The organism is Pseudomonas sp. HP_12, assembly GCF_055283955.1.
Window position 1 is genome coordinate 69260 of record NZ_JBTOQG010000061.1, and the last position, 20862, is coordinate 90121.

Consider the following 20862-nt stretch of genomic DNA (forward strand, 5'->3'; position numbering starts at 1 on the left):
CGGCCAAGGTGAAGGGGAGTGAAATGGTCAAGCCATTACCGCTGTTGATCATGGCGGGTTTGCTGGTCGGCTGCGCAAGCAAGCCTGAAGCGGAGACGGCGTCCAGCGCGGCACCGGGATTGCTTCAGGTCAGCTGCTATCAGGCGGGCTGGCAGGCGGAAACCGTACCGATCGTTTACAAGCGTGGCGGGCCTGAGGTCTGGGAAAAATACGAATTCATGCCTGCCATGGGACCAGTCCCCTGTCACTGATTTTCAGTCGACCACTGATTCTCAGCTGACGGTGCGCCGGAATACAGGAACAGCATTGCCCCTGCCATGATCGACATCCGTCGCGCGATGCAGGCGATTCAGGAGTAGTAATGAAAGGCTTGTTAGCCCTTGCGACACTGATGCTGCTGAGCGGTTGCGCCAGCATGAAGGCATCGGAACCGGCAGCCCCCTGGACCCATTGGGTCTGCGACAGCAAAGCCGAGATTTTCTGGAAGTACGCCGATGCCGCTAAGAAAGAGGTCGATGTACGCCTCAATCAGAGCGAGCAGGTATTCCGTCTGCAAGCGTCGCCCGGAGCTTCCGGCGCGCTCTACAGTAACGGCGTGCTGGCGTTCGACAACAAAGGGAGCGAAGGCCTGGTCTACTGGGACGCTACCAACGATTTGATCGGTCGTGGCTGCAAGGCGCCGTAAAGGGCCGAGCAGTTCGAGCGAGGCTGCACCGGGACGATGACTGAGCAATCGACCCCTATAATTTGAATAGCCGCCAATACGGCACGCACGATTAACGACCCCACCGGGAGAGAGACAGACAATGGCACTTATCAGCATGCGCCAGATGTTGGACCACGCAGCCGAATTCGGTTACGGCGTCCCTGCATTCAACGTGAATAACCTGGAACAAATGCGCGCCATTATGGAAGCGGCCGACAAGACCGATTCTCCGGTGATCGTTCAGGCTTCGGCCGGTGCGCGCAAATACGCTGGCGCCCCGTTCCTGCGCCACCTGATCCTGGCGGCAATCGAAGAATTCCCGCACATCCCGGTGGTCATGCACCAGGACCACGGCACCAGTCCGGCCATCTGCCAACGTTCCATCCAGCTGGGCTTCAGCTCGGTCATGATGGACGGCTCGCTGCGCGAAGACGGCAAAAGCCCTGCGGACTACGAGTACAACGTTCGCGTGACGCAGGAAACCGTCGCCATGGCTCACGCCTGCGGCGTTTCGGTTGAGGGCGAACTGGGCGTTTTGGGTTCGCTGGAAACCGGTATGGCCGGTGAAGAAGACGGCGTCGGCGCAGAAGGCATGCTGGACCACAGCCAGATGCTGACAGATCCGGAAGAAGCAGCTGATTTCGTCAAGAAAACCCAGGTCGATGCCTTGGCCATCGCCATTGGCACCAGCCACGGAGCTTACAAGTTCACCAAGCCGCCTACCGGCGACATTCTGGCGATCGAGCGCATCAAAGAGATCCACAAGCGCATTCCGAACACCCACCTGGTGATGCACGGTTCTTCTTCCGTTCCACAGGAATGGTTGAAAATCATCAACGAGTTCGGCGGCGACATCAAAGAAACCTACGGCGTGCCGGTCGAAGAAATCGTTGAAGGCATCAAGCACGGCGTGCGCAAGGTCAACATCGACACCGACCTGCGTCTGGCGTCCACCGGTGCCATCCGCGAGTTCATGGCGAAAAACCCGAGCGAGTTCGACCCACGCAAGTACCTGGCAAAAACTGTATCGGCCATGCGCGACGTGTGCATTGCCCGTTACGAAGCATTCGGCACCGCCGGCAACGCCTCCAAGATCAAGCCGATCTCTCTGGAGAAGATGTTCGAGCGTTATGCCAAGGGCGAGCTGAACGCCAAAGTGAACTGATCGTTTTCTGATCAATTTGCAAGAATGAAGAAGCCCGCAGCGATGCGGGCTTTTTTGTGGCTATGATCCGCGAACGTTGTTACGGCAGTCCAATCACTCGCCCAACATACGTTGGCCCAGGCTGGTCATGCTGGGCTTCGCTCAGCACGCGCAATGCCTGCAGCGACACTTCGCTGAACGGCGCCGACTTCGGCCCGGCGGCCAGATCCACATGCAGCAGCATCTGCTCGCTCGCTGCCAACTCGACATCCCCTTCTGCTTTGTAAAGCCCGTGATAAAGCTGCACCCGCTTGCGGTCGTGTCCGATGATTTGCGTACGCACTTCCACCACTTCCCCGAGCTTCACTTCGTGCAGGAAGTTGATGTGCGCTTCGAGCGTAAACAGCGAGTGGCCGCTCGCATCCCGATCGTCACTTGCGAGGCCGATTCGGTCCATGAAGGCGTCTGTGGCGAAGCTGAAAATCAGCAAATAAAAGGCATCGCGGAGGTGACCGTTGTAGTCGACCCAATCGGCGAGGACCGGGGTTTTGAAGGTAATGAGCGCTGGCATAGGATTCCCATGGCTGAAATCTTGGTGAGCTGAACGGGCCTGTTCGTGAGCAAGGTCACTCCCACAGGTCTTGCGTGAACCCATCCAGGACCGGCTTTAGCCGGGAAGACGGCAAGCGCCACCGCGAAATTTCGGGTGCACATCAGAACAGTATTTCCCGATCCCCTGTAGAAGCGAGCTTGCTCGCGAGGGCCCCAGTTCAGACGATAGGGCGCTGGCGTATCAATCCTCAAACGCCATTCCATGTTTGGCCTTGGTGGTTTTCACCGCTTCAAGCACCGCCAGCAGGCAGTCATCGCGATACCGCTCCAGCGCCGCAATGCTGTGGCTACCGAGCTGATCCGAGGTGCCATCAACCACGTCATCGATCAGCTTGTCGGTCAGCTCGGGCGCCGGGAGATAGGTCCACGGCAACTGCAGCGCCGGGCCGAATTGCGCCATGAAGTGACGCATGCCTGCATCGCCGCCGGCCAGGGTGTACGTCAGAAAAGTGCCCATGAACGACCAGCGCAGGCCGGCGCCGAAACGGATGGCGTCATCGATTTCGCCTGTGGTCGCCACGCCATCGTTGACCAGATGCAGCGCCTCACGCCATAACGCTTCCAGCAAGCGATCCGCAATGAAGCCGGGGACTTCTTTGCGCACATGGAGCGGGCGCATCCCCAGTGATTGATAGACCTGAATCGCCGCCTGCACCGCTTCAGGCGCAGTGTTTTTGCCGCCGACCACTTCCACCAGTGGCAGCAGATAAACCGGGTTGAACGGATGACCCACCACGCAGCGTTCCGGGTGGGTGGCGCTCTCGTAAAACTCCGATGGCAGCAGGCCGGAAGTGCTGGAACCAATGATCGCGTCAGGCTTGGCCGCCGCGCTGATCTTGCTGTGCAGATCCAGCTTGAGGTCAAGACGCTCCGGGGCGCTTTCCTGAATGAAGTCGGCGTCGCGAACGCACTCTTCGATGGTGTCGACGAAGCGCAGACGTTCTTGGGAGGCGCCCGAAGCTAGGCCTTTTTGTTCAAGGGCCGGCCACGCGTTGGCGACGCGTTTGCGCAGCGCGGCTTCCGCTCCCGGCGCCGGGTCCCAAGCCATGACATCCAGGCCGTGAGCCAGCGCGCGCGCCACCCAGCCGCTGCCAATGACACCGCTGCCCAAGGCCGCGAAGGTTTTGATGGTGGTAATGAAGGTCATGTCGGTTACTCAAAAAAGTGTCGAAGCCCTTGTGGGAGTGAGCTTGCTCGCGATAGCTATTCATCTGTGCGGCATGTGTGACTGACCCACCGTCATCGCGAGCAAGCTCACTCCTGCACGGTAGGATTTATGTGGAGATCAAAACCGCTTTTTCAGCCCCATCTTCACGCGGCCCTCGGCCGGGGTCAGAACCCGGGCGCCCAGGCGGCTCAGAATCTCGCTGGCCCGCTCGACCAGTGCGCCGTTGCTGGCGAGCACACCTTTATCGAGCCAGATGTTGTCCTCCAGACCGACCCGCACGTTGCCGCCGAGCAATACCGCCTGCGCAGCCATCGGCATTTGCATGCGGCCGATACCAAAGGCGGCCCAGACTGCATCGGCAGGCAAGTTGTCGACCATGGCTTTCATCGTGGTGGTGTCCGCCGGCGCGCCCCACGGAATACCCAGGCATAGCTGAAACAGCGGGTTGTCGAGCAAGCCTTCTTTCATCATCTGCTTGGCAAACCACAGGTGGCCGGTGTCAAAAATCTCCAGCTCCGCTTTTACCCCCAGCTCTTGAATACGCTTGGCCCCGGCCCGCAGTTGCGCGGGCGTGGACACGTAAATGGTGTCGCCATCGCCGAAGTTGAGGGTGCCGCAATCCAGCGTGCAGATTTCCGGCAGCAGCGCTTCGACATGCGCCAGCCGGGTCAGCGGACCGACCAGATCGGTACCGGGACCAAAGTCGGTCGGACGTTCGCCCGGGCCGATTTCCAGATCGCCGCCCATGCCCGCAGTCAGGTTGACGATGATGTCGATGTCGGCTTCACGGATGCGGTCCATGGTTTCGCGGTACAGCTCGGCGTCACGGCTGAACTTGCCAGTCTCGGGATCGCGCACATGACAGTGCACGACCGTCGCACCAGCCTTGGCGGCCTCGACTGCGGCGGCGGCAATCTGCTTGGGCGTGATCGGGACCAAGTGGCTTTTTCCGGTCGTGTCGCCAGCACCGGTCAGTGCGCAGGTGATGATGACGTCGTGGTTCATGGTTGGGGTTCCTTGCAGGCCAGGCAGTGACGCGGACATTTGCATTCCGCTTTTGAGGTGCAAAGCTACGCAGCGGCGAACCCCTCAAAACGCACAGCGGCGACACGGTCTTGCACAGCAGCGACCTGTGCTGTTGCTGCCCCTCGGCAAGAGGTGTATTTGATGATCGGGCTCAAGAAACGCGATCGTGTCTGATCACTTTTCGACCCAATCGCCCATATGCTTCGATCCTAAGGAACGCGCCAACGATGTCCCAGGATTTCTACTTTCTGCTCATGCCCGGCTTTTCGATGATGGGCTTCGTCTCGGCGCTGGAGCCGTTGCGCGTCGCCAATCGCTTCGGTGGCGAGCTGTTTCGCTGGCACATCTTGAGCGCCGACGGCGGCCCTGTGATTGCCAGCAACGGCATGTCGGTGAACGCCGATGCTGCGCTTGAACCACTGAAAAAAGGCGCGACGCTGTGGGTGATGGGCAGCGTCGATCCGCTGAAGTTTTACACCGGCGCGCTGGAACACTGGCTGCGTCGGCTGGACCTGGAAGGCGTGGTTCTAGGGGCGATCGACACCGGCAGTTTCGTGCTCGCCCAAGCCGGTTTGTTGGAGGGCTATCGCCTTACCCTGCACTGGGAAGCCCTGGACGCCTTCAAGGAAACCTACCCCCGGCTGCAAGCAACACAGGAATTGTTCGAGATCGACCGGCGCCGCATTACGTCGGCCGGCGGCACGGCCTCCATCGACATGATGCTCGACCTGATCGGGCAGGCGCATGGCCCGGACATGGCGATCAAGGTCTCCGAGCAGTTCGTCCTTGGGCGCATACGCCAGCGCAAAGACCACCAGCGCATGCAGATCGCCACGCGCTACGGCATCAACAACAAGAAACTGGTTCAGGTGATCGGCGTGATGGAGCAGCACACCGAACCGCCGCTGAGCACGCTGGAACTGGCCGAGGGGATTCAGGTGACGCGGCGACAGCTGGAGCGGCTGTTCCGCCTGCACATGAACGACACGCCGAGCAACTTCTACCTCGGCCTGCGGCTGGAAAAAGCCAGGCAACTGCTGCGCCAGAGCGATATGACCGTGTTGGAAGTCAGCATCGCCTGCGGGTTTGAATCGCCGTCGTATTTCACCCGCAGCTACAGGGCGAGATTTGTGGTGTGCCCGAGGGAGGATCGAGGGCGCACGCGCGAGGTGAAGGCTGTTTGATGCTCAATTATGGTGAATTATAGTCGCGACTATAATTCGGTATAAATGACCCGGCGGGCGGCTTTCGTCTTCTTCTTCAGGCTCCGGCTCGTTCAGTAGGACCGGCTTCAGCCGGGAATAGGCCCGGTTGAGCACCCTCAGTTTAAGGTGGTGGCGCCTGACGCCTTCCCGGCTAAAGCCGGTCCTACAGTCGGATTTAACCCCGGCCCACCACTGAGCAAGCGATCGGGTGCAGACCTTTCTACTTGGTCTTCATCAACGCCGAACACGCCGCTTTGTACGCCTCGTGCTGATACTTGTTCAGTGCTGCGGGCAGTTCAAAGCTGTGCTTCTTCATCTGAGCATTAATGGTCTGGGGCGACAGCAGGATGACGTCGCAGTCTTCCAGCAGCTGAAAGATAGTCTCGATCTTGAACGTCGTCGGGCCGCCGGCGAACTCGCCTTTCTTGCTGCGCTTTTTGATCGCGATATGACCAATGCCGTTATCACGCACGAACGCCTCGATCTGGCGGGCGAACGCTTTCACGTTGACGGCTTCATCGTCGTCTTCGAGTGCGATCTTTTTGGTCGGCAGTGGGATGTGTTCGAGCGCGCCAGATGCGCGAGTGGCGACAGCGAAGATGGCCTCGCTGCCTTTGATTTCTACGCCGCAGATGTTCATGTGCCTACCTTGAGCTCGGGAAGGGCGTCAGGGTAGCGCATTCGGGATCACTCAGACTGCGCGACGGTGTCCAGATACTCCGATCGTTCGTCACTGGCGCGGGTCAGGCAATCGTTCTGATCGATATTGAATTCCTTGGTACCCGGTTTGGCGGGAAACACTTCCACTGCGCAGTCCGCGTCACGCAGTTTTTTCCAGGCTTCCTGAGCGGCCTTGAGTTTGGTGGCGAATTCCTCGGCCTGGGCCTTATTCGCCCCGAACTGCGTCTGCACGCGCTCAAGCACGTTCTGCACATTCTCGATCAGCAACTTCTCCGCCGTATCGCGGGTGTATACCGAGCACTCAAGCGTCTGCTGATCTTCTTCAAGGCCCTCACAGGGGTCGGCGGCCGGAGTGGCTGCTGCGTGTGCGCCTGTCGCGAATAGAGCCAGAGCCAGAAACATGGTTTTCATTAGGGCTTTCCGAGTCAGAGATGGATTGGATTCTCGCCCAAGCGCGAGGCAATGAACAGGTGTCAAATGCGGTGACCGTCCGGACGCCGTGAGCCGGCGTCGCTTGTTGACGGTTTCGACACTTTTCCAGTCGTTTTATCTCGCGATGCTTGGCCTTTTGATACGTCAAGAAGGGAGTTTTGTCGAATCTCCACTGGGTAAAAGAACCGTCCTACGGAAAAGTCTGAAATTTTCCATCAGGGTTTTTGTAGCGAGTTTCTTTGGGTAGGATCCAATCCGCGCCGTTAACCGGCACTCGCAAATAACCAAGCAACTCAGGGAGAGAACTCATGGCGCTTGACGCATTTATCCAATTCGACGGCATCCCGGGTGAGAGCCTCGACGACCAGCACAAGAACTGGATCGAAATCCTCGGCTATAACTTCGGTACCCATCAGAGCGCATCGGCGACCGCAACCTCGGCGGGTGGCGCCTCGTCGGGCCGGACCACTGTCACCACATTCAACTTTTCCAAGTTCCTTGATTCGGCAAGCGCCAAACTGATGCAAGCGAGCTGCGCAGGCCAGCATTTCAAAAAAGTAACCATCGCGGTGCACCGCGCTGGCGGCGAAAAGCTCAAGTACTTTGAGATCGTGCTAGAGGAAGTGATCATTTCTGACTACAGCCACAGTTCCACCGACGGCGTGCCCCGCGAAGTGGTGCAGCTCGATTACGGACGTATCAAAACCAACTACGTTCAGCAGCGTCGTAGCGATGGTGGTGGGGGCGGCAACGTGACGGGTGGCTGGGACCGTATCAAAAACACGATTTACGCGTGAGGGTCGTCTATGTCGCGGCCTTACAGCTTCATCAATGATCAGATGCAGACCTATTTTTCTATCAAGGCAAAACTGCCCTTGGGACGCCGCGCGGCTGATAAATTCGATGTGCTTAATGCCCACATCCGCAATTCCACCGTAGCGGCGGGAGAAATCGTCATCGTCCCCGATGATTCAACCTCCGCGTGCACGTCTGAAGAAGCCGAACTCATGAGGCTTGCTACGATGACCCATCAGGGCCTCATCGATAACGACGCAGGAGGCGACGACTTCATCGTGGCCAACCACGAACTCATCACGCGGATACTTGGCAATACCTCAATCGGTATCGGAATGGCTGCTGACGCTTGGGAAAAGCATCTGGAGCAGATCAAGACCACGCTCGACAGCATCGATGCCCTGCATAAGCAACACATGGCCTCGGGAACCCTGATCGAACGAAATCTGTTCTATACCAAACGCCGCCAGCTTTTCGACAAACTCGAAAAGCTGCTGAAAGGCTTTCTTAGTCTGGGAGCAGGACTGCGGAACACAGGCTCAATCCGGCGAATGCTGGGGATCTCAACTAAAAGCTACCTGCACACTGGCGAGATCAGACACTACGCCGAAAAAACGAGCGGCGTTGCCAAAGCGGCGAAGCTAATAAAAAGAGGAGCTTATGTGGGGATAGTTCTCGATACAGCTTCGACGGCGGTTGATATCAAGACGGCTTGCTCGACGGGCCGGGAGGATGAGTGTACGAAGGCGAAGTATGTTGAGGGGAGTAAGCTGGTTGGTAATTTGGGGGGCGCTGCGGCCGGCGCGGGAGTGGCTACTGTGATTTGCGTTACCGGGTTGGGGCTTACAACAGGTCCGGGTGCACTCGCCTGCGGTGTCATCACTGCTGGGATATTGGGTTGGTTGGGGGGCGAGATAGGAGGTAAGGGAGGCGAGATGACGGGCGAGTTACTCTATGAGGTCTCTCAATGAAAGATATCGTACCTGGCCTAGTTGCAACTTCGATAATGATCCCTGGAATCCTGAACTTATTGGTGCTGCTATTCATCACCTGGTGGGTAAGGGACGAGGTGGACAGCCGTCTTTCTCGATGTTCCATAATTGTAGATATCAAGGCCACTTTTGGTGGCTTGGGATTTATCGGAGATGTCTATAGGGTAGGCACTGTGGCGTGTATCTTAATTTTCCCTAAGCTGTTCCTCAAGCGAGGAGTCATTGATGTTCGGCAGGTAGTGGACTTTCCAAAAAAATGGAAACTATTGATCGTGGTGCCGTTTTTTCTAAATATCATTTTTTTTACGGCCATGTTGGTGTTTCGTGCCTGGCTCTACTTTTATGATTTCTAACGACTTCATATGCTTTGAAGAATATCTCCATTGGCACCGAAATAGCAGCCGACGCTGGTGAGAGCTATTTTCAAAGGGTGGCATCATTAATGTAAGCATATAAGTATTTTGGTTGTATTTGCAGGGTGCGTGAAGCTATTAGTAGCTGGCAGCTTTTTTGCGATCGGCCCGGAGGTCATTATGATAATTAGAAGCGGACACTATCGTCATGGTGGCGCCATTCATTCTGCGGATCATGACTTTATCGTTTTGACGATGTGTATCCTTTTCGTAGTTACTCTGTTGTATACGGTGTTGATAACGTTGTATCTGCGAAACAAGATCAATAAATCACTGGATAACTGTTTAGCGGTCACGGACTCTAGTTTGTTCCAGAACGGGACCGGGTTTCTAGGAGATATCAGAAAATTAGCCATCGTAAGCGCGATGTTCCTTCGGCCCCAAATGTTCCTGAAACTGGGCGCCATCGACTTGGAGCAGGTCGATACATTCCCAAAAAAATTCAAATACATGATGTTGGCTCAGGTGGCTCTAGTCACATTGACGACGTTAGTCACCCTCGTTTTTTTTGTTTGGGCGTATCTTCCCGACTTCTGAATTCCGCCCCAGAGCGCCCCCCCTGCCTGAATGGCTGCATCATCGTGAGGACCTGCTGCGTCGTCATGCCTATGCCCTTTGTCGTTTCTTGACGCTTTCGGCAATTCCCCTGTCGTTTTTGCACCCGGCTCCTCCGACCCTCAGGCATATGCTGACCCCAAAGTGCCGGCAGACCTTCCGGCCATTAAAGAACCCCAGGGGACCGCCTGATGAGCCCAGCCGAATTACACGCCGACAGCATCGTCATTGACGGGTTGATCATTGCCAAATGGAACCGTGAACTGTTCGAGGACATGCGCAAGGGCGGCCTGACCATGGCCAACTGCACAGTTTCGGTGTGGGAAGGTTTTCAGCAGACCGTTAACAGCATTGCCTCCAGCCAGAAACTGATTCGTGAAAACAGCGACCTGGTGATACAGGTGCGCAACACGGCCGACATCCGCAAGGCCAAGGAGCTGGGCAAGACCGGCATTCTGTTCGGCTTCCAGAATGCCCATGCTTACGAGGACCAGATCGGCTACGTTGAGATCTTCAAGCAGCTGGGCGTGGGCATCGTGCAGATGTGCTACAACACCCAGAATCTGGTGGGCACCGGCTGCTATGAGCGCGACGGCGGCCTGTCGGGTTTCGGTCGTGAAATCGTCGCGGAAATGAATCGCGTCGGCGTCATGTGCGATCTCTCCCATGTCGGCTCCAAGACCTCCGAGGAGGTCATCCTCGAATCGAAGAAGCCAGTGACCTACTCCCACTGCCTGCCTTCGGGCCTCAAAGAACACCCTCGCAACAAATCCGACGCCGAGCTGAAGTTCATCGCCGATCACGGCGGCTTTGTTGGCGTGACCATGTTTGCGCCGTTTCTGGCCAAGGGTATCGATTCGACCATCGACGATTACGCCGAAGCCATCGAGTACGTGATGAACATCGTCGGCGAAGACGCCATCGGCATCGGCACTGACTTCACCCAGGGTCACGGTCAGGAATTTTTCGAATACCTGACCCACGACAAAGGCTACGCCCGCCGTTTGACCAACTTCGGCAAGATCATCAACCCGCTGGGCATCCGCACCGTCGGCGAATTCCCGAACCTCACCGAAACCCTGCTTAAACGCGGCCACTCCGAGCGCGTGGTGCGCAAGATCATGGGCGAAAACTGGGTACGCATCCTGGGCGATGTCTGGGGCGAATAAGCCTCCGGATTCACTCGCCGAACACAGAATCTTTCCCTCTCCCATCGCGGAGAGGGCTTCCACACGAATTTTCCGGAGTTAAGTTTCCATGGCCAAGATCGCCCCGCAATTGCCAATCGAAGTCGACAGCGAGACCGGTGTCTGGACCTCCGACGCCCTGCCGATGCTGTACGTGCCGCGCCATTTCTTCGTCAACAACCACATGGGCATCGAAGAAGTGCTGGGCGCCGAGGCGTATGCCGACATCCTCTACAAGGCCGGTTACAAGTCCGCCTGGCACTGGTGCGAGAAAGAAGCCGAATGCCACGGCATCGAAGGCGTTGCGGTGTTCGAGCACTACATGAATCGTCTGTCCCAGCGCGGTTGGGGGCTGTTCAAAATTCAGGACATCGATCTGGAAAAAGGCACTGCCAGCGTCAAGCTCGAGCACTCGGCCTTCGTTTACGTCTACGGCAAAGTGGGTCGCAAGGTCGATTACATGTTCACCGGTTGGTTCGCGGGCGCCATGGACCAAGTCCTTGAAGCCAGCGGCAGCAACATCCGCACCGTGGCCGAGCAGGTTTACGGCGGATCGGAAGAAGGCCACGACGACGGCCTGTTTGTCGTCAAGCCGTTGTAAGTCGAGGTTTCCGTCATGGCTTTCGAAGCGATGTTTCAACCGATTCAGATCGGTAAATTGACCATACGCAACCGCGTATTGAGTACCGCGCACGCCGAGGTCTACGCCACCGACGGCGGCATGACCACCGACCGCTACGTGAAGTACTACGAGGAGAAAGCCAAGGGCGGCATCGGTCTGGCCATTTGCGGCGGCTCGTCCAGCGTGGCCATCGACAGCCCGCAGGGCTGGTGGAAATCGGTCAACCTGGCGACCGACAAGATCATTCCGCACTTCCAGAACCTCGCTGACGCCATGCACAAGCACGGCGCCAAGATTATGATCCAGATTACCCACATGGGCCGTCGCTCCCGCTGGGACGGCGATCATTGGCCAACGCTGCTGTCGCCTTCGGGCATCCGCGAGCCGGTACACCGCGCGACCTGCAAGACCATCGAGCCGGAAGAAATCTGGCGCGTGATCGGCAACTACGCCAGCGCGGCGGCACGGGCCAAGGCCGGTGGTCTGGACGGCGTTGAGTTGTCCGCCGTGCACCAGCACATGATTGACCAGTTCTGGAGCCCGCGCGTCAACAAGCGAATTGATGAGTGGGGTGGCAGCTTCGAGAACCGCATGCGTTTCGGCCTGGAAGTGATCAAGGCTGTGCGCAAGGAAGTCGGTCCAGACTTCTGCGTGGGCCTGCGTATCTGCGGCGACGAATTTCACCCGGATGGCTTGAGCCACGAGGACATGAAAGAGATCGCCAAGTATTACGACCAGACCGGCATGATCGACTTCATCGGGGTCGTGGGTTCGGGGTGCGATACCCACAACACCCTCGCCAACGTCATCCCGAACATGAGTTATCCACCGGAGCCATTCCTGCATCTGGCGGCCGGCATCAAGGAAGTGGTCAAGGCGCCAGTGCTGCACGCGCAGAACATCAAGGACCCGAATCAGGCGACCCGTATTCTCGAAGGCGGCTACGTCGACATGGTCGGCATGACCCGCGCGCACATCGCCGACCCGCATCTGATCACCAAGATCAAAATGGGCCAGGTCGATCAGATTCGTCAGTGCGTCGGTGCCAACTACTGCATCGACCGTCAGTACCAGGGTTTGGATGTGCTGTGCATTCAGAACGCCGCGACGTCCCGCGAATACATGGGCGTGCCGCACATCATCGAAAAGACCAGCGGCGTGAAGCGCAAGGTGGTGATCGTCGGCGCAGGGCCCGCGGGGATGGAAGCGGCGCGCGTCTCGGCCGAGCGGGGCCATGACGTGACCTTGTTCGAGAAGAAAGACGCCATCGGCGGACAGATCACCACGGCGTCGAAAGCACCGCAGCGCGATCAGATCGCTGGCATCACTCGCTGGTTTCAGCTGGAGCTGGCGCGTTTGAAAGTCGATCTGCGTTTGGGCACGACGGCAGATATCGCGACCATCATGGATCTGCGGCCTGATGTGGTGGTGCTGGCGGTGGGCGGTCATCCGTTCATTGAGCAGAACGAGCATTGGGGCGCGGCCGAAGGGTTGGTCGTCAGCAGTTGGGACATCCTCGACGGCAAAGTTGCGCCGGGCAAGAACGTGCTGGTCTACGACACCATTTGCGAGTTCACCGGGATGTCCACGGCCGACTTCCTGGCGGACAAAGGCTGCCAGGTCGAGATCGTTACTGACGATATCAAGCCTGGCGTTGCCATCGGTGGTACGTCGTTCCCGACCTACTACCGCAGCATGTACCCCAAAGAAGTGATCATGACCGGCGACATGATGCTGGAAAAGGTCTACCGCGAGGGCGACAAGCTGGTCGCGGTGCTGGAGAACGAATACACCGGCGCCAAAGAGGAGCGGGTAGTCGATCAAGTGGTGGTCGAGAACGGCGTGCGTCCTGACGAAGCGCTCTACTACGGGATGAAGGAAGGTTCGCGCAACAAAGGCCAGATCGACATCGACGCCCTGTTCGCGATTCAGCCGCAGCCGTCGTTGAGTCAGCCGGGTGACGGGTATCTGCTGTTCCGCATTGGCGATTGCGTGGCTCAACGCAATACCCATGCGGCGATCTATGACGCACTCAGGCTGTGCAAGGATTTCTAGCGGCCGGCACACAACCCTGTAGGAGTGAGCTTGCTCGCGAAAGCGGCCGGTCTGTCGACATCCATGTTGAATGTCAGCAGGGCTTCGCCAGCAAGCTCGCCCCACGGGAAACGAGTCAGGCATCCCGACCTGCAAGACCCTGAGTCTTTGGGAGCTCCACATGTTAAACACCCTCCTTCCCATCCTGCTTTTCGCTGCCCTGGGCCTCGCGGTCCTTGGCGCGCTGCGGCGGGTGAGCCTGTGGCGCAACGGGCGTGCCGCCAAGGTCGACCTGCTCGGCGGATTGCTGGCGATGCCCAAGCGCTACATGGTCGATCTGCACCACGTAGTCGCGCGGGACAAATACATCGCCAACACCCACGTAGCCACGGCGGGCGGCGCGGTTGCGTCCGTCATCCTTGCGATTCTGGTGCACGGCTTCGGCTTGCATAACCGCATCCTCGGCTACGCGCTGTTGCTGATGTCGGCGGTGATGTTTGTGGGCGCAATCTTCATGTACCTGCGTCGTCTTCACCCGCCAAGCCGGTTGTCGAAAGGCCCGTGGATGCGCCTGCCGAAAAGCCTGCTGGCGTTCTCGGGTTCGTTCTTTATCGTCACGTTGCCCGTTGCGGGCGTGCTGCCGGCGAACTTCGGCGGTTGGTTGCTGGCGATCATTCTGGGCATCGGTGTGCTGTGGGGTGTGTGCGAATTGTTCCTCGGGATGACCTGGGGCGGCCCGATGAAACACGCCTTCGCTGGCGCGTTGCACCTGGCGTGGCACCGCCGGCCGGAGCGCTTCGGCGGTGGCCGCTCTACGGGGCTGAAACCCCTCGATCTGACGGACAAAACCGCGCCGCTGGGCGTGGAGAAACCCAGGGACTTCACCTGGAATCAGCTGCTCGGTTTTGACGCCTGCGTGCAGTGCGGCAAGTGTGAAGCCGCGTGCCCGGCCTTCGCTGCCGGCCAGCCGCTGAACCCGAAAAAACTGATCCAAGACATGGTCGTCGGGCTGGCGGGCGGCACCGATGCCCATTTCGCCGGCAGCCCTTACCCGTCCCTCGACGGCCAGGGCAAGCCTATCGGCGAGCATGGCGGCAATCCCCATCAACCCATCGTCAACGGGCTGGTCGACGCCGACACCCTGTGGTCGTGCACGACCTGCCGGGCCTGCGTGGAAGAGTGCCCGATGATGATCGAGCACGTGGACGCGATTGTCGACATGCGCCGTCATCTGACCCTTGAAAAAGGCGCTACCCCCAACAAGGGCGCCGAGGTCCTGGAAAACCTCATCGCGACGGACAACCCGGGCGGCTTCGCTCCGGGCGGACGCATGAATTGGGCGGCAGACCTGAACCTTGACGTCATGAGCCACAAGAAAACCGTGGAGGTCCTGTTCTGGGTCGGCGATGGCGCGTTCGACATGCGCAATCAGCGCACCTTGCGCGCGTTCGTCAAAGTGCTGAAAGCCGCAAACGTCGACTTCGCCGTGCTGGGTCTGGAAGAGCGCGACAGCGGCGATGTGGCCCGTCGTCTGGGCGATGAAGCTACCTTTCAGATGCTCGCCAGACGCAATATTCAGACGCTGGCCCAGTACGACTTCAAGCGCATCGTCACCTGCGACCCGCACAGCTTTCATGTTCTGAAAAACGAATACGGTGCGTTCGACGGTCACTACGTCGTACAGCATCACAGCACATATCTTGCCGAGCTGATCGGCGACGGCGCATTGAATCTGGGTCAGCACAAAGGCGCCAGCGTCACCTATCACGATCCTTGCTACCTCGGCCGATACAACGGCGAATACCAGGCGCCGCGTGATGTGCTGCGTGCGCTGGGCGTCGAGGTCAAGGAAATGGTGCGGTCCGGGTTCCGCTCACGTTGCTGCGGCGGCGGTGGCGGCGCGCCGATCACCGACATTCCGGGCAAGCAGCGGATCCCTGACATGCGCATGGATGACATCCGCGAGACCGGCGCTGAGCTGGTGGCCGTGGGTTGTCCGCAGTGCACCGCGATGCTCGAAGGCGTGGTCGAGCCGCGACCGATGATCAAGGACATCGCCGAACTCGTTGCTGATGCACTGCTTGAGGAAACCGCACCTGTAAAACCGGCAGCGGCCCGACGTGAACCTGCGGAGGCGCATTGATGAGCGACATTTTCCGACGCGACCCACGCGCTGAATGGATTGCGCGAAACCGGTTGCATCCGCTGCACGCGGCCATGCAGCCGACTCAAACCAGCTGGATGGGCCCCAACGGTGTGCTTCGTAAAAACGTGCATGGCGTCGGTTTTATCGGTCCCAACGGCGTCAAACGCATCGACCGAAGCGGGGCGCAGCAAGGCGGCGCGGTCAAACGCTCGGCATCGGTGGACGTGCAATTGCCGCTGCATCGGATTGCGACGCCAGCCTTCTACATCGCTGTGGTGCCCGACATGGTCGGTGGCCGTTTGAGCAGCCACGACCGAGACCTGCTGGGCTTGGCCCATGGGCTGGCGGGCAACGAGGGCGCCGTCCTGGCGGTGATTTTTGGCGAGCACAAAGAGACGGCGTTCGACACCGCTGGCGTCGATCGTCTGTTGATATTGGAAGGCAATGCGTTCACTGGCTATTCCCCCGAGCAACGTGTGCAAGGTTTGCGGGCTGTGGATAACCAGTTCGACCCCCATCACTGGTTGCTGCCTGACAGCCGAAACGGCGGGGGAGAATTGGGTCGCCGTTTTGCTGCCAGTCTGGGTGAGCGACCGTCGACACGCGTCTGGCAAGTGGCTGGCGGACAGTGCATCGGTCGTGCAGGCGCTGGTGCGCAAGACCTGTTGCGTCCCGTGTCACGCTTGATCCTCGCCCAGGCGGAATGCGCCGAACCGGTCAGTGAGACCCGGCACGAAGTACTGCCCGTCGAGTTATCCACAGCTGTCGCGCGCAGCTTGCCGCGCATCGAAGACCTTGGCGCTGTGGCGGTCGATCCGGCACTTATCCCCATGTCCGAAGCTGAATTCATATTTTCGGGTGGTAACGGGGTCAAGGATTGGTCGCTGTTTCACCGCACCGCCGTCGCGCTGGGCGCAACTGAAGGCGCTTCCCGTGTGGCCGTCGACGATGGCTTCATGACCCGGGATCGCCAAGTCGGTGCGTCGGGCACTTGGGTCACTGCCCGGGTGTACGTGGCGGTAGGGATTTCCGGCGCGATCCAGCATTTGCAGGGCATTGGCGCCTGCGACAAGGTCGTGGCGATCAACCTCGATCCGACCTGCGACATGATCAAGCGGGCCGATTTGTCCGTGATCGGCGAAAGCTCTGCCATTCTCGAAGCGCTGATTGAAGTGGTTGACAGTTACCGGAATGGGGCGAAGCGCGATGCAGCCTGAAATGGAGGTCTCTGTGGATAAAGGTGCGCTGCACGTAATCAGCCTGGTCTCCGTCGGTGCGCACCCGACGTCGGGACGGCTGCGTCGTGCCGAGCAGGATGCCCGTGCCGTTGAGCTGGGTTTGCAACTGGCTGGGGATAACTTGCACGTATTACATGCGGGTGATGCCGAAGAACCCGCATTACGTGGCTATTTGGGGATGGGCGTAGATGAGCTTCATGTGCTGGCTCAGCCGCCGGGTGCGGACGCATTGCCCGGGCTGACGGATTACATTCGCGAGTCGGGCGTGCAACTGGTACTGACCGGCAGTCAGGCCGAGACGGGCGAAGGGTCCGGCATGCTCCCGTATTTGCTGGCTGAAACGCTCGGCTGGCCGCTGGTGATGGGCCTGGCCGAGGTCGAGTCCATGAGCAACGGCAGCGCCCAGGTGCTGCAGGCGCTCCCGCGTGGTCAGCGCCGGCGACTCAAGGTCCGATTGCCGTTTCTGGCGACTGTGGATAACGCCGCCCCGAAACCGCGGCAAAGCGCTTACGGCCCGGCGCAACGGGGTCTGCTGGATGTAGAAGAGATCGAGGTGGTCATCGACGAAGTATTCACCGGCGCAGAGCTGACGCCCGCGAAACCTCGGCCAAAACGCTTGAAGGTCATCAAAGCGAAAAGCGGCGCTGATCGTATGAAAGCCGCCACGGCGAAAGCGAGCGGAGGCGGTGGGCAGGTGCTCAAAGGGGTGACTGCTCAGGAGGGGGCTGCGGCGATTTTGAAATTGTTGGTGGAGGAGGGGGTGGTTCGCTGAGTGGGTTTCAGCATTGAGGAAGGCGTCCTAAGTGGCGCCTTTTTCATTTGGAGGTGATTCCTCGGACAACCGGCTTTCAACGGCTTGCTCCGCTAATGGGACATCAATAATCGCCACATCGAAAACGTGTTCAATGACCTGCCGAGGTCCTTGTTTGAGGCTCCAGGTAAAGAACACCAAGCACCCAACCAGCAGGACGAAACAGCCTGAGCCAACGACGCTTTGAGACACACCTGACCAGAATCCGGGTCTGAATGATCGGATCTCGTTATTCGCCTTGGCTGAGTACAGCTCCTCAAGCTCTTTTGCTTCATTCGCGAATGATGTTTCCAGAAAACTCACTGCCAACTGGGCCGCCTGGTTTCTGTAAACATCCAGCTGCGAAGCGTTGTTGCTGATGTCATGGAAAGCCGCTAGATCGGAGTCTTTCGGATCCTCTCCGTGCTTCGCGATGAAAGCCTGGATCTACTCGATTTTCTGCCGCTTGTAGCTCGAATAAGCGAGTTTGCCCAGAATGTCGCTCTCGTCAGCGACCAGTTCCTTGTAGATGTAGTTGTAGCCTCCTCTCGCCATGGTCATCAGGTTCGCTGCATTTTTGCGTAGGCGGAGGCGAATGCGCTTTTAATCTCCTGAAGCGTTCGGGGTCTGTAGGTCACGATACCCAGCAGCTCCCGCGGAAGACGGGTGGGCCGTCCGCGTTGTTCTATGAGCTGAGCGTTTGCCCGTACGACAACCTGCTCAGAAAACCGGACTCTTGATGTCATTCTTGGCCACTCCAAATCGATGATGGGCGGCAGTCTAACGCTCAAAAAAAGATATGAATGTCAGACGCGTCTGATTCGGTTTGTAAGTTCGGTATTACCCACAATCGCTGTTGATCCGCCTGTGGATAAACTGTTCGGCCATTGCTACACACCATGTTGACTGTGGCTTTCAAGCAGGTGGTCAATTTTTGATCGCTCTATCCCCCGGATTCTTATAGGTTTTTTCCACAAGCCAGGCCTCGCGATCCGTGTTCTTACCCACATTCTCTGTGTGCGGGCGTGTGGATAAGATGTTTGTGATCCGCTGTAGCCCCTGTATTCCGTGGTCTGTAGAGTTATGGTCAAATTTTAACCAATAACAGCTCTAGCGCCTCCGTTTGCGTCTCTGACCGTCATTATCACGCCCATTGCACGCTTTTCCACAGCGATGGGCAGACTTACGCACACAGGCTGTTGGTGCTTCTGTGGATAACATGTTCGCGGTCAGGGTTGGGCCCCTGAATCCGGCGCGTTGAGCGATATGCTCAAAAAATGATCAACGATTCCCGCTCAATAATCACGAAGCGGCATTGAATCGCGCTAATACCCCCAAATCCTCAAACCTGATGGCGTTGTAAATCTCCTCAATCGGCACGGAGGTGAGGAGCCTCGCCGTTTGGTTCAACAGCCTCGTATCTACGCCAGCGCCTGCGCAACGACCCCGTCGTTTTGCAATTCGCTCCAGGGGCCGTCTGCAATGACTTCGCCGTTTTTCAACACAATCACACGATCAAAACGGGACAGCGCAGTCATGTCGTGGGTAGCGCAAACCAGCCCCCTTTTATGGAAGTGCTCGAACAGAGTGCTCCACACACCCAAGGCAGTTTCCTGATCCAGAGCCGATGTTGGCTCGTCGAACAAGTTGAAATCTCCAGGGCGATTGATTAGCCGGAGCAGTGAAAGTCGCTTTGCTTCGCCTCCGGAAATGTTTACTGCGCCTTCAGCTATCGATCGGTAGGCGGCCAGGTGTGCCACGCCAAGATCGTCAAGGATTCGGGGGAGGTGGTCTGACATGGGTTGATCGAAGAGCACAGAGTGTTTGAATGTGCCTTCAAGAAACACTGGGTCTTGAGGACAGTAGCGGACCCGATCCAGATACGTCTGAATGTCGCACCCTCTTAATGTCCTGCCATTTATCGAAAGGGCGTGCCGGAGTGTTTTCAACGTTCCGGCCATCGTGTCTAAAAGCGTGCTTTTGCCGGCACCACTGGGCCCGATGATCGCAACGGATTGGTCAGGTGTGAAATGCAGCGTACAGTTCGTTACCTGAGTAACTGCGACCAATTCCAGTCTTGATAAAGGTTCAGGTAAAGGTTCTTGCGGTACCTCTACAAGATCCTCCAGTGACAAGATTTGCAGAAGCCTCTGTCTGTCTACCGAAAACTGATCCAGTGCCCGATAGGCCTCTGCCAAAGCGCTGCAATTACTGAGAAACATGCCCGCCAGCGAAAACACCGCGACCAGTTCCCCAACAGACAAACGTGGGGATAGGGAAGCCTGGTCACTGACGCCCCAGGCAAGCAGCCCGGCCGTGGACAGCCCGATGTACAACACTTTGATCGAGCTGAGAACGGCACCGGTACTTGCCACTCGTGTTGCCGCATGTGCGTACTCCGTGTAGCTCTGACGAAGCGGCTTCATGGCGAGGCCGCAAGCCTGTTCGAGCTTCAGGATTTTGCCGGCTTGCAGGGTTTCGAATAGCCTGGACGACACCCTGTCTTCTTCATCATTGACGGCAACCAGATAAGGACGCCGCCAGCAGATCAGCTGGTGGTATAGCAGTATGTAGCCGACAGAAATACCCAGCAGGGTGGTGAACATCAGTGCGCCGCCCAAGTAGGCAAAGATGATCGCGATCAAAGCCAGTTCAATCAGCAGCGGGAACCCTGATGTGATGAAAAAAATCAGAAACTTCTCGTGGGCAGTTATTCCTCGCTCCACGGATTTGATGAGGCCGCCAATCCGGAGGGACGAAAATTGCTCAAACTCTTCGCCCAGTATTTTTTCAGACCATTCGGTGGAGAGGTCTGCCAGGGTTGTCTGCACGAGCTTCACCAGTTGATAAGTCTGAAGCGGGTGCAACACGGACTGCAGCAGCACAGCGCCACAAAGAACAATCAGTAAATCGCTAAGGGTGAGTGAAGCGACATCTTCTGCGACAGAGAGGTTATCAATAATCTTCCCCAGCAACAGGGCTGGCGCTAGGGTGGACAGCTTCAATAGAACGGTAAGTGCGGTGGCGCTTATGAACAGTCTTTTCCTGGAGCTTAGTGTTTCAATGATAAATTCCATCATCCGCATATTTACCTCAGGAAGCACACGTCGTGATGA

Annotated in this window: 21 protein-coding genes; 14 read left to right on the top strand and 7 right to left on the bottom strand. The window is 58.0% G+C overall.

Annotated features, from left to right (window positions below; translation table 11 throughout):
• Positions 1 to 23 precede the first annotated feature (23 nt).
• The 3 genes from ACYASU_RS25295 (at position 24) to fba (ending at position 1871) form a co-directional block, all read left to right on the top strand.
• Positions 24 to 251, top strand: coding sequence for a putative periplasmic lipoprotein (locus ACYASU_RS25295; protein WP_192173196.1), 228 nt, complete (start codon positions 24 to 26; stop codon positions 249 to 251).
• Positions 252 to 361: 110 nt separating this feature from the next.
• A complete protein-coding gene (locus tag ACYASU_RS25300) occupies positions 362 to 685 on the top strand; it encodes an MliC family protein (protein WP_065991241.1) in 324 nt (107 codons plus the stop codon).
• Positions 686 to 806: 121 nt separating this feature from the next.
• On the top strand, positions 807 to 1871 hold the full coding sequence (gene fba / locus ACYASU_RS25305; protein WP_037018967.1) for a class II fructose-bisphosphate aldolase: 1065 nt from the start codon (positions 807 to 809) through the stop codon (positions 1869 to 1871).
• 79 nt (positions 1872 to 1950) lie between these two features.
• Here fba and ACYASU_RS25310 read toward each other — a convergent pair whose 3' ends face one another.
• From ACYASU_RS25310 to cdhC, 3 genes are all read right to left on the bottom strand, one after another.
• Positions 1951 to 2421, bottom strand: coding sequence for a thioesterase family protein (locus ACYASU_RS25310; RefSeq protein ID WP_463584545.1), 471 nt, complete (start codon positions 2419 to 2421; stop codon positions 1951 to 1953).
• Between the two features lie 222 nt (positions 2422 to 2643).
• Positions 2644 to 3609 (bottom strand): L-carnitine dehydrogenase, encoded by a 966-nt coding sequence (locus ACYASU_RS25315; protein ID WP_463584438.1) that lies wholly within the window; start codon positions 3607 to 3609, stop codon positions 2644 to 2646.
• Between the two features lie 138 nt (positions 3610 to 3747).
• On the bottom strand, positions 3748 to 4635 hold the full coding sequence (cdhC, locus tag ACYASU_RS25320) for a 3-dehydrocarnitine:acetyl-CoA trimethylamine transferase CdhC (protein ID WP_463584439.1): 888 nt from the start codon (positions 4633 to 4635) through the stop codon (positions 3748 to 3750).
• Between the two features lie 248 nt (positions 4636 to 4883).
• Here cdhC and ACYASU_RS25325 point away from each other — a divergent pair, with 248 nt between their 5' ends.
• Positions 4884 to 5840, top strand: a complete 957-nt coding sequence (locus tag ACYASU_RS25325) for a GlxA family transcriptional regulator (RefSeq protein ID WP_463584440.1) — start codon at positions 4884 to 4886, stop codon at positions 5838 to 5840.
• A gap of 241 nt (positions 5841 to 6081) precedes the next feature.
• On the opposite strand, the gene ACYASU_RS25330 is transcribed toward ACYASU_RS25325, so the two are convergent.
• Together ACYASU_RS25330 and ACYASU_RS25335 are read right to left on the bottom strand one after the other, a co-directional pair.
• Entirely contained in the window at positions 6082 to 6501 is a 420-nt protein-coding gene (locus ACYASU_RS25330) for a DUF3010 family protein (protein WP_192173191.1), read from the bottom strand.
• A gap of 47 nt (positions 6502 to 6548) precedes the next feature.
• Positions 6549 to 6953, bottom strand: a complete 405-nt coding sequence (locus tag ACYASU_RS25335) for a lysozyme inhibitor LprI family protein (protein ID WP_463584441.1) — start codon at positions 6951 to 6953, stop codon at positions 6549 to 6551.
• A 329-nt stretch (positions 6954 to 7282) separates the two neighbouring features.
• Between ACYASU_RS25335 and ACYASU_RS25340 the strand changes: the two genes are divergently transcribed.
• The 10 genes from ACYASU_RS25340 (at position 7283) to etfB (ending at position 17728) form a co-directional block, all read left to right on the top strand.
• Positions 7283 to 7771, top strand: coding sequence for an Hcp family type VI secretion system effector (locus ACYASU_RS25340; RefSeq protein WP_463584442.1), 489 nt, complete (start codon positions 7283 to 7285; stop codon positions 7769 to 7771).
• Between the two features lie 9 nt (positions 7772 to 7780).
• Positions 7781 to 8740, top strand: a complete 960-nt coding sequence (locus ACYASU_RS25345) for a hypothetical protein (RefSeq protein WP_463584443.1) — start codon at positions 7781 to 7783, stop codon at positions 8738 to 8740.
• Complete coding sequence (locus ACYASU_RS25350; protein WP_108121072.1) at positions 8737 to 9114, top strand: hypothetical protein; 378 nt, start codon at positions 8737 to 8739, stop codon at positions 9112 to 9114. The genes ACYASU_RS25345 and ACYASU_RS25350 overlap by 4 nt, the downstream gene beginning before the upstream one ends.
• A gap of 129 nt (positions 9115 to 9243) precedes the next feature.
• Entirely contained in the window at positions 9244 to 9711 is a 468-nt protein-coding gene (locus ACYASU_RS25355) for a hypothetical protein (protein ID WP_463584444.1), read from the top strand.
• Positions 9712 to 9920: 209 nt separating this feature from the next.
• A complete protein-coding gene (locus ACYASU_RS25360; protein WP_074886739.1) occupies positions 9921 to 10898 on the top strand; it encodes a dipeptidase in 978 nt (325 codons plus the stop codon).
• An 88-nt stretch (positions 10899 to 10986) separates the two neighbouring features.
• Positions 10987 to 11517 (top strand): 4-vinyl reductase, encoded by a 531-nt coding sequence (locus tag ACYASU_RS25365; protein WP_122536464.1) that lies wholly within the window; start codon positions 10987 to 10989, stop codon positions 11515 to 11517.
• 15 nt (positions 11518 to 11532) lie between these two features.
• Positions 11533 to 13593 (top strand): dimethylglycine demethylation protein DgcA, encoded by a 2061-nt coding sequence (gene dgcA / locus ACYASU_RS25370; protein WP_463584445.1) that lies wholly within the window; start codon positions 11533 to 11535, stop codon positions 13591 to 13593.
• A gap of 160 nt (positions 13594 to 13753) precedes the next feature.
• Positions 13754 to 15715, top strand: coding sequence for a dimethylglycine demethylation protein DgcB (gene dgcB / locus ACYASU_RS25375; protein WP_463584446.1), 1962 nt, complete (start codon positions 13754 to 13756; stop codon positions 15713 to 15715).
• Positions 15715 to 16935 carry an electron transfer flavoprotein subunit alpha gene (etfA, locus tag ACYASU_RS25380; protein ID WP_463584447.1) on the top strand — a complete coding sequence of 407 codons (1221 nt, stop codon included), beginning with the start codon at positions 15715 to 15717 and terminating at the stop codon, positions 16933 to 16935. The genes dgcB and etfA overlap by 1 nt, the downstream gene beginning before the upstream one ends.
• A complete protein-coding gene (gene etfB, locus ACYASU_RS25385; protein WP_463584448.1) occupies positions 16925 to 17728 on the top strand; it encodes an electron transfer flavoprotein subunit beta in 804 nt (267 codons plus the stop codon). The genes etfA and etfB overlap by 11 nt, the downstream gene beginning before the upstream one ends.
• A gap of 27 nt (positions 17729 to 17755) precedes the next feature.
• On the opposite strand, the gene ACYASU_RS25390 is transcribed toward etfB, so the two are convergent.
• Both ACYASU_RS25390 and ACYASU_RS25395 read right to left on the bottom strand, forming a co-directional pair.
• The gene (locus ACYASU_RS25390; RefSeq protein ID WP_463584449.1) at positions 17756 to 18070 is read right to left on the bottom strand and encodes a hypothetical protein; all 315 of its coding nucleotides are present in this window, start codon (positions 18068 to 18070) and stop codon (positions 17756 to 17758) included.
• Between the two features lie 1097 nt (positions 18071 to 19167).
• Positions 19168 to 20826, bottom strand: a complete 1659-nt coding sequence (locus tag ACYASU_RS25395; RefSeq protein WP_463584450.1) for an ATP-binding cassette domain-containing protein — start codon at positions 20824 to 20826, stop codon at positions 19168 to 19170.
• Positions 20827 to 20862 lie beyond the last annotated feature (36 nt).

What these genes read in the sequence shown, in the direction of transcription:
- ACYASU_RS25295 (WP_192173196.1), top strand. Translation starts at nt 24, where the DNA reads ATGGTCAAGCCATTACCGCTGTTGATCATGGCGGGTTTGCTGGTCGGC.
- ACYASU_RS25300 (WP_065991241.1), top strand. Translation starts at nt 362, where the DNA reads ATGAAAGGCTTGTTAGCCCTTGCGACACTGATGCTGCTGAGCGGTTGC.
- fba (WP_037018967.1), top strand. Translation starts at nt 807, where the DNA reads ATGGCACTTATCAGCATGCGCCAGATGTTGGACCACGCAGCCGAATTC.
- ACYASU_RS25310 (WP_463584545.1), bottom strand. Translation starts at nt 2,421, where the DNA reads ATGCCAGCGCTCATTACCTTCAAAACCCCGGTCCTCGCCGATTGGGTC.
- ACYASU_RS25315 (WP_463584438.1), bottom strand. Translation starts at nt 3,609, where the DNA reads ATGACCTTCATTACCACCATCAAAACCTTCGCGGCCTTGGGCAGCGGT.
- cdhC (WP_463584439.1), bottom strand. Translation starts at nt 4,635, where the DNA reads ATGAACCACGACGTCATCATCACCTGCGCACTGACCGGTGCTGGCGAC.
- ACYASU_RS25325 (WP_463584440.1), top strand. Translation starts at nt 4,884, where the DNA reads ATGTCCCAGGATTTCTACTTTCTGCTCATGCCCGGCTTTTCGATGATG.
- ACYASU_RS25330 (WP_192173191.1), bottom strand. Translation starts at nt 6,501, where the DNA reads ATGAACATCTGCGGCGTAGAAATCAAAGGCAGCGAGGCCATCTTCGCT.
- ACYASU_RS25335 (WP_463584441.1), bottom strand. Translation starts at nt 6,953, where the DNA reads ATGAAAACCATGTTTCTGGCTCTGGCTCTATTCGCGACAGGCGCACAC.
- ACYASU_RS25340 (WP_463584442.1), top strand. Translation starts at nt 7,283, where the DNA reads ATGGCGCTTGACGCATTTATCCAATTCGACGGCATCCCGGGTGAGAGC.
- ACYASU_RS25345 (WP_463584443.1), top strand. Translation starts at nt 7,781, where the DNA reads ATGTCGCGGCCTTACAGCTTCATCAATGATCAGATGCAGACCTATTTT.
- ACYASU_RS25350 (WP_108121072.1), top strand. Translation starts at nt 8,737, where the DNA reads ATGAAAGATATCGTACCTGGCCTAGTTGCAACTTCGATAATGATCCCT.
- ACYASU_RS25360 (WP_074886739.1), top strand. Translation starts at nt 9,921, where the DNA reads ATGAGCCCAGCCGAATTACACGCCGACAGCATCGTCATTGACGGGTTG.
- ACYASU_RS25365 (WP_122536464.1), top strand. Translation starts at nt 10,987, where the DNA reads ATGGCCAAGATCGCCCCGCAATTGCCAATCGAAGTCGACAGCGAGACC.
- dgcA (WP_463584445.1), top strand. Translation starts at nt 11,533, where the DNA reads ATGGCTTTCGAAGCGATGTTTCAACCGATTCAGATCGGTAAATTGACC.
- dgcB (WP_463584446.1), top strand. Translation starts at nt 13,754, where the DNA reads ATGTTAAACACCCTCCTTCCCATCCTGCTTTTCGCTGCCCTGGGCCTC.
- etfA (WP_463584447.1), top strand. Translation starts at nt 15,715, where the DNA reads ATGAGCGACATTTTCCGACGCGACCCACGCGCTGAATGGATTGCGCGA.
- etfB (WP_463584448.1), top strand. Translation starts at nt 16,925, where the DNA reads ATGCAGCCTGAAATGGAGGTCTCTGTGGATAAAGGTGCGCTGCACGTA.
- ACYASU_RS25395 (WP_463584450.1), bottom strand. Translation starts at nt 20,826, where the DNA reads ATGATGGAATTTATCATTGAAACACTAAGCTCCAGGAAAAGACTGTTC.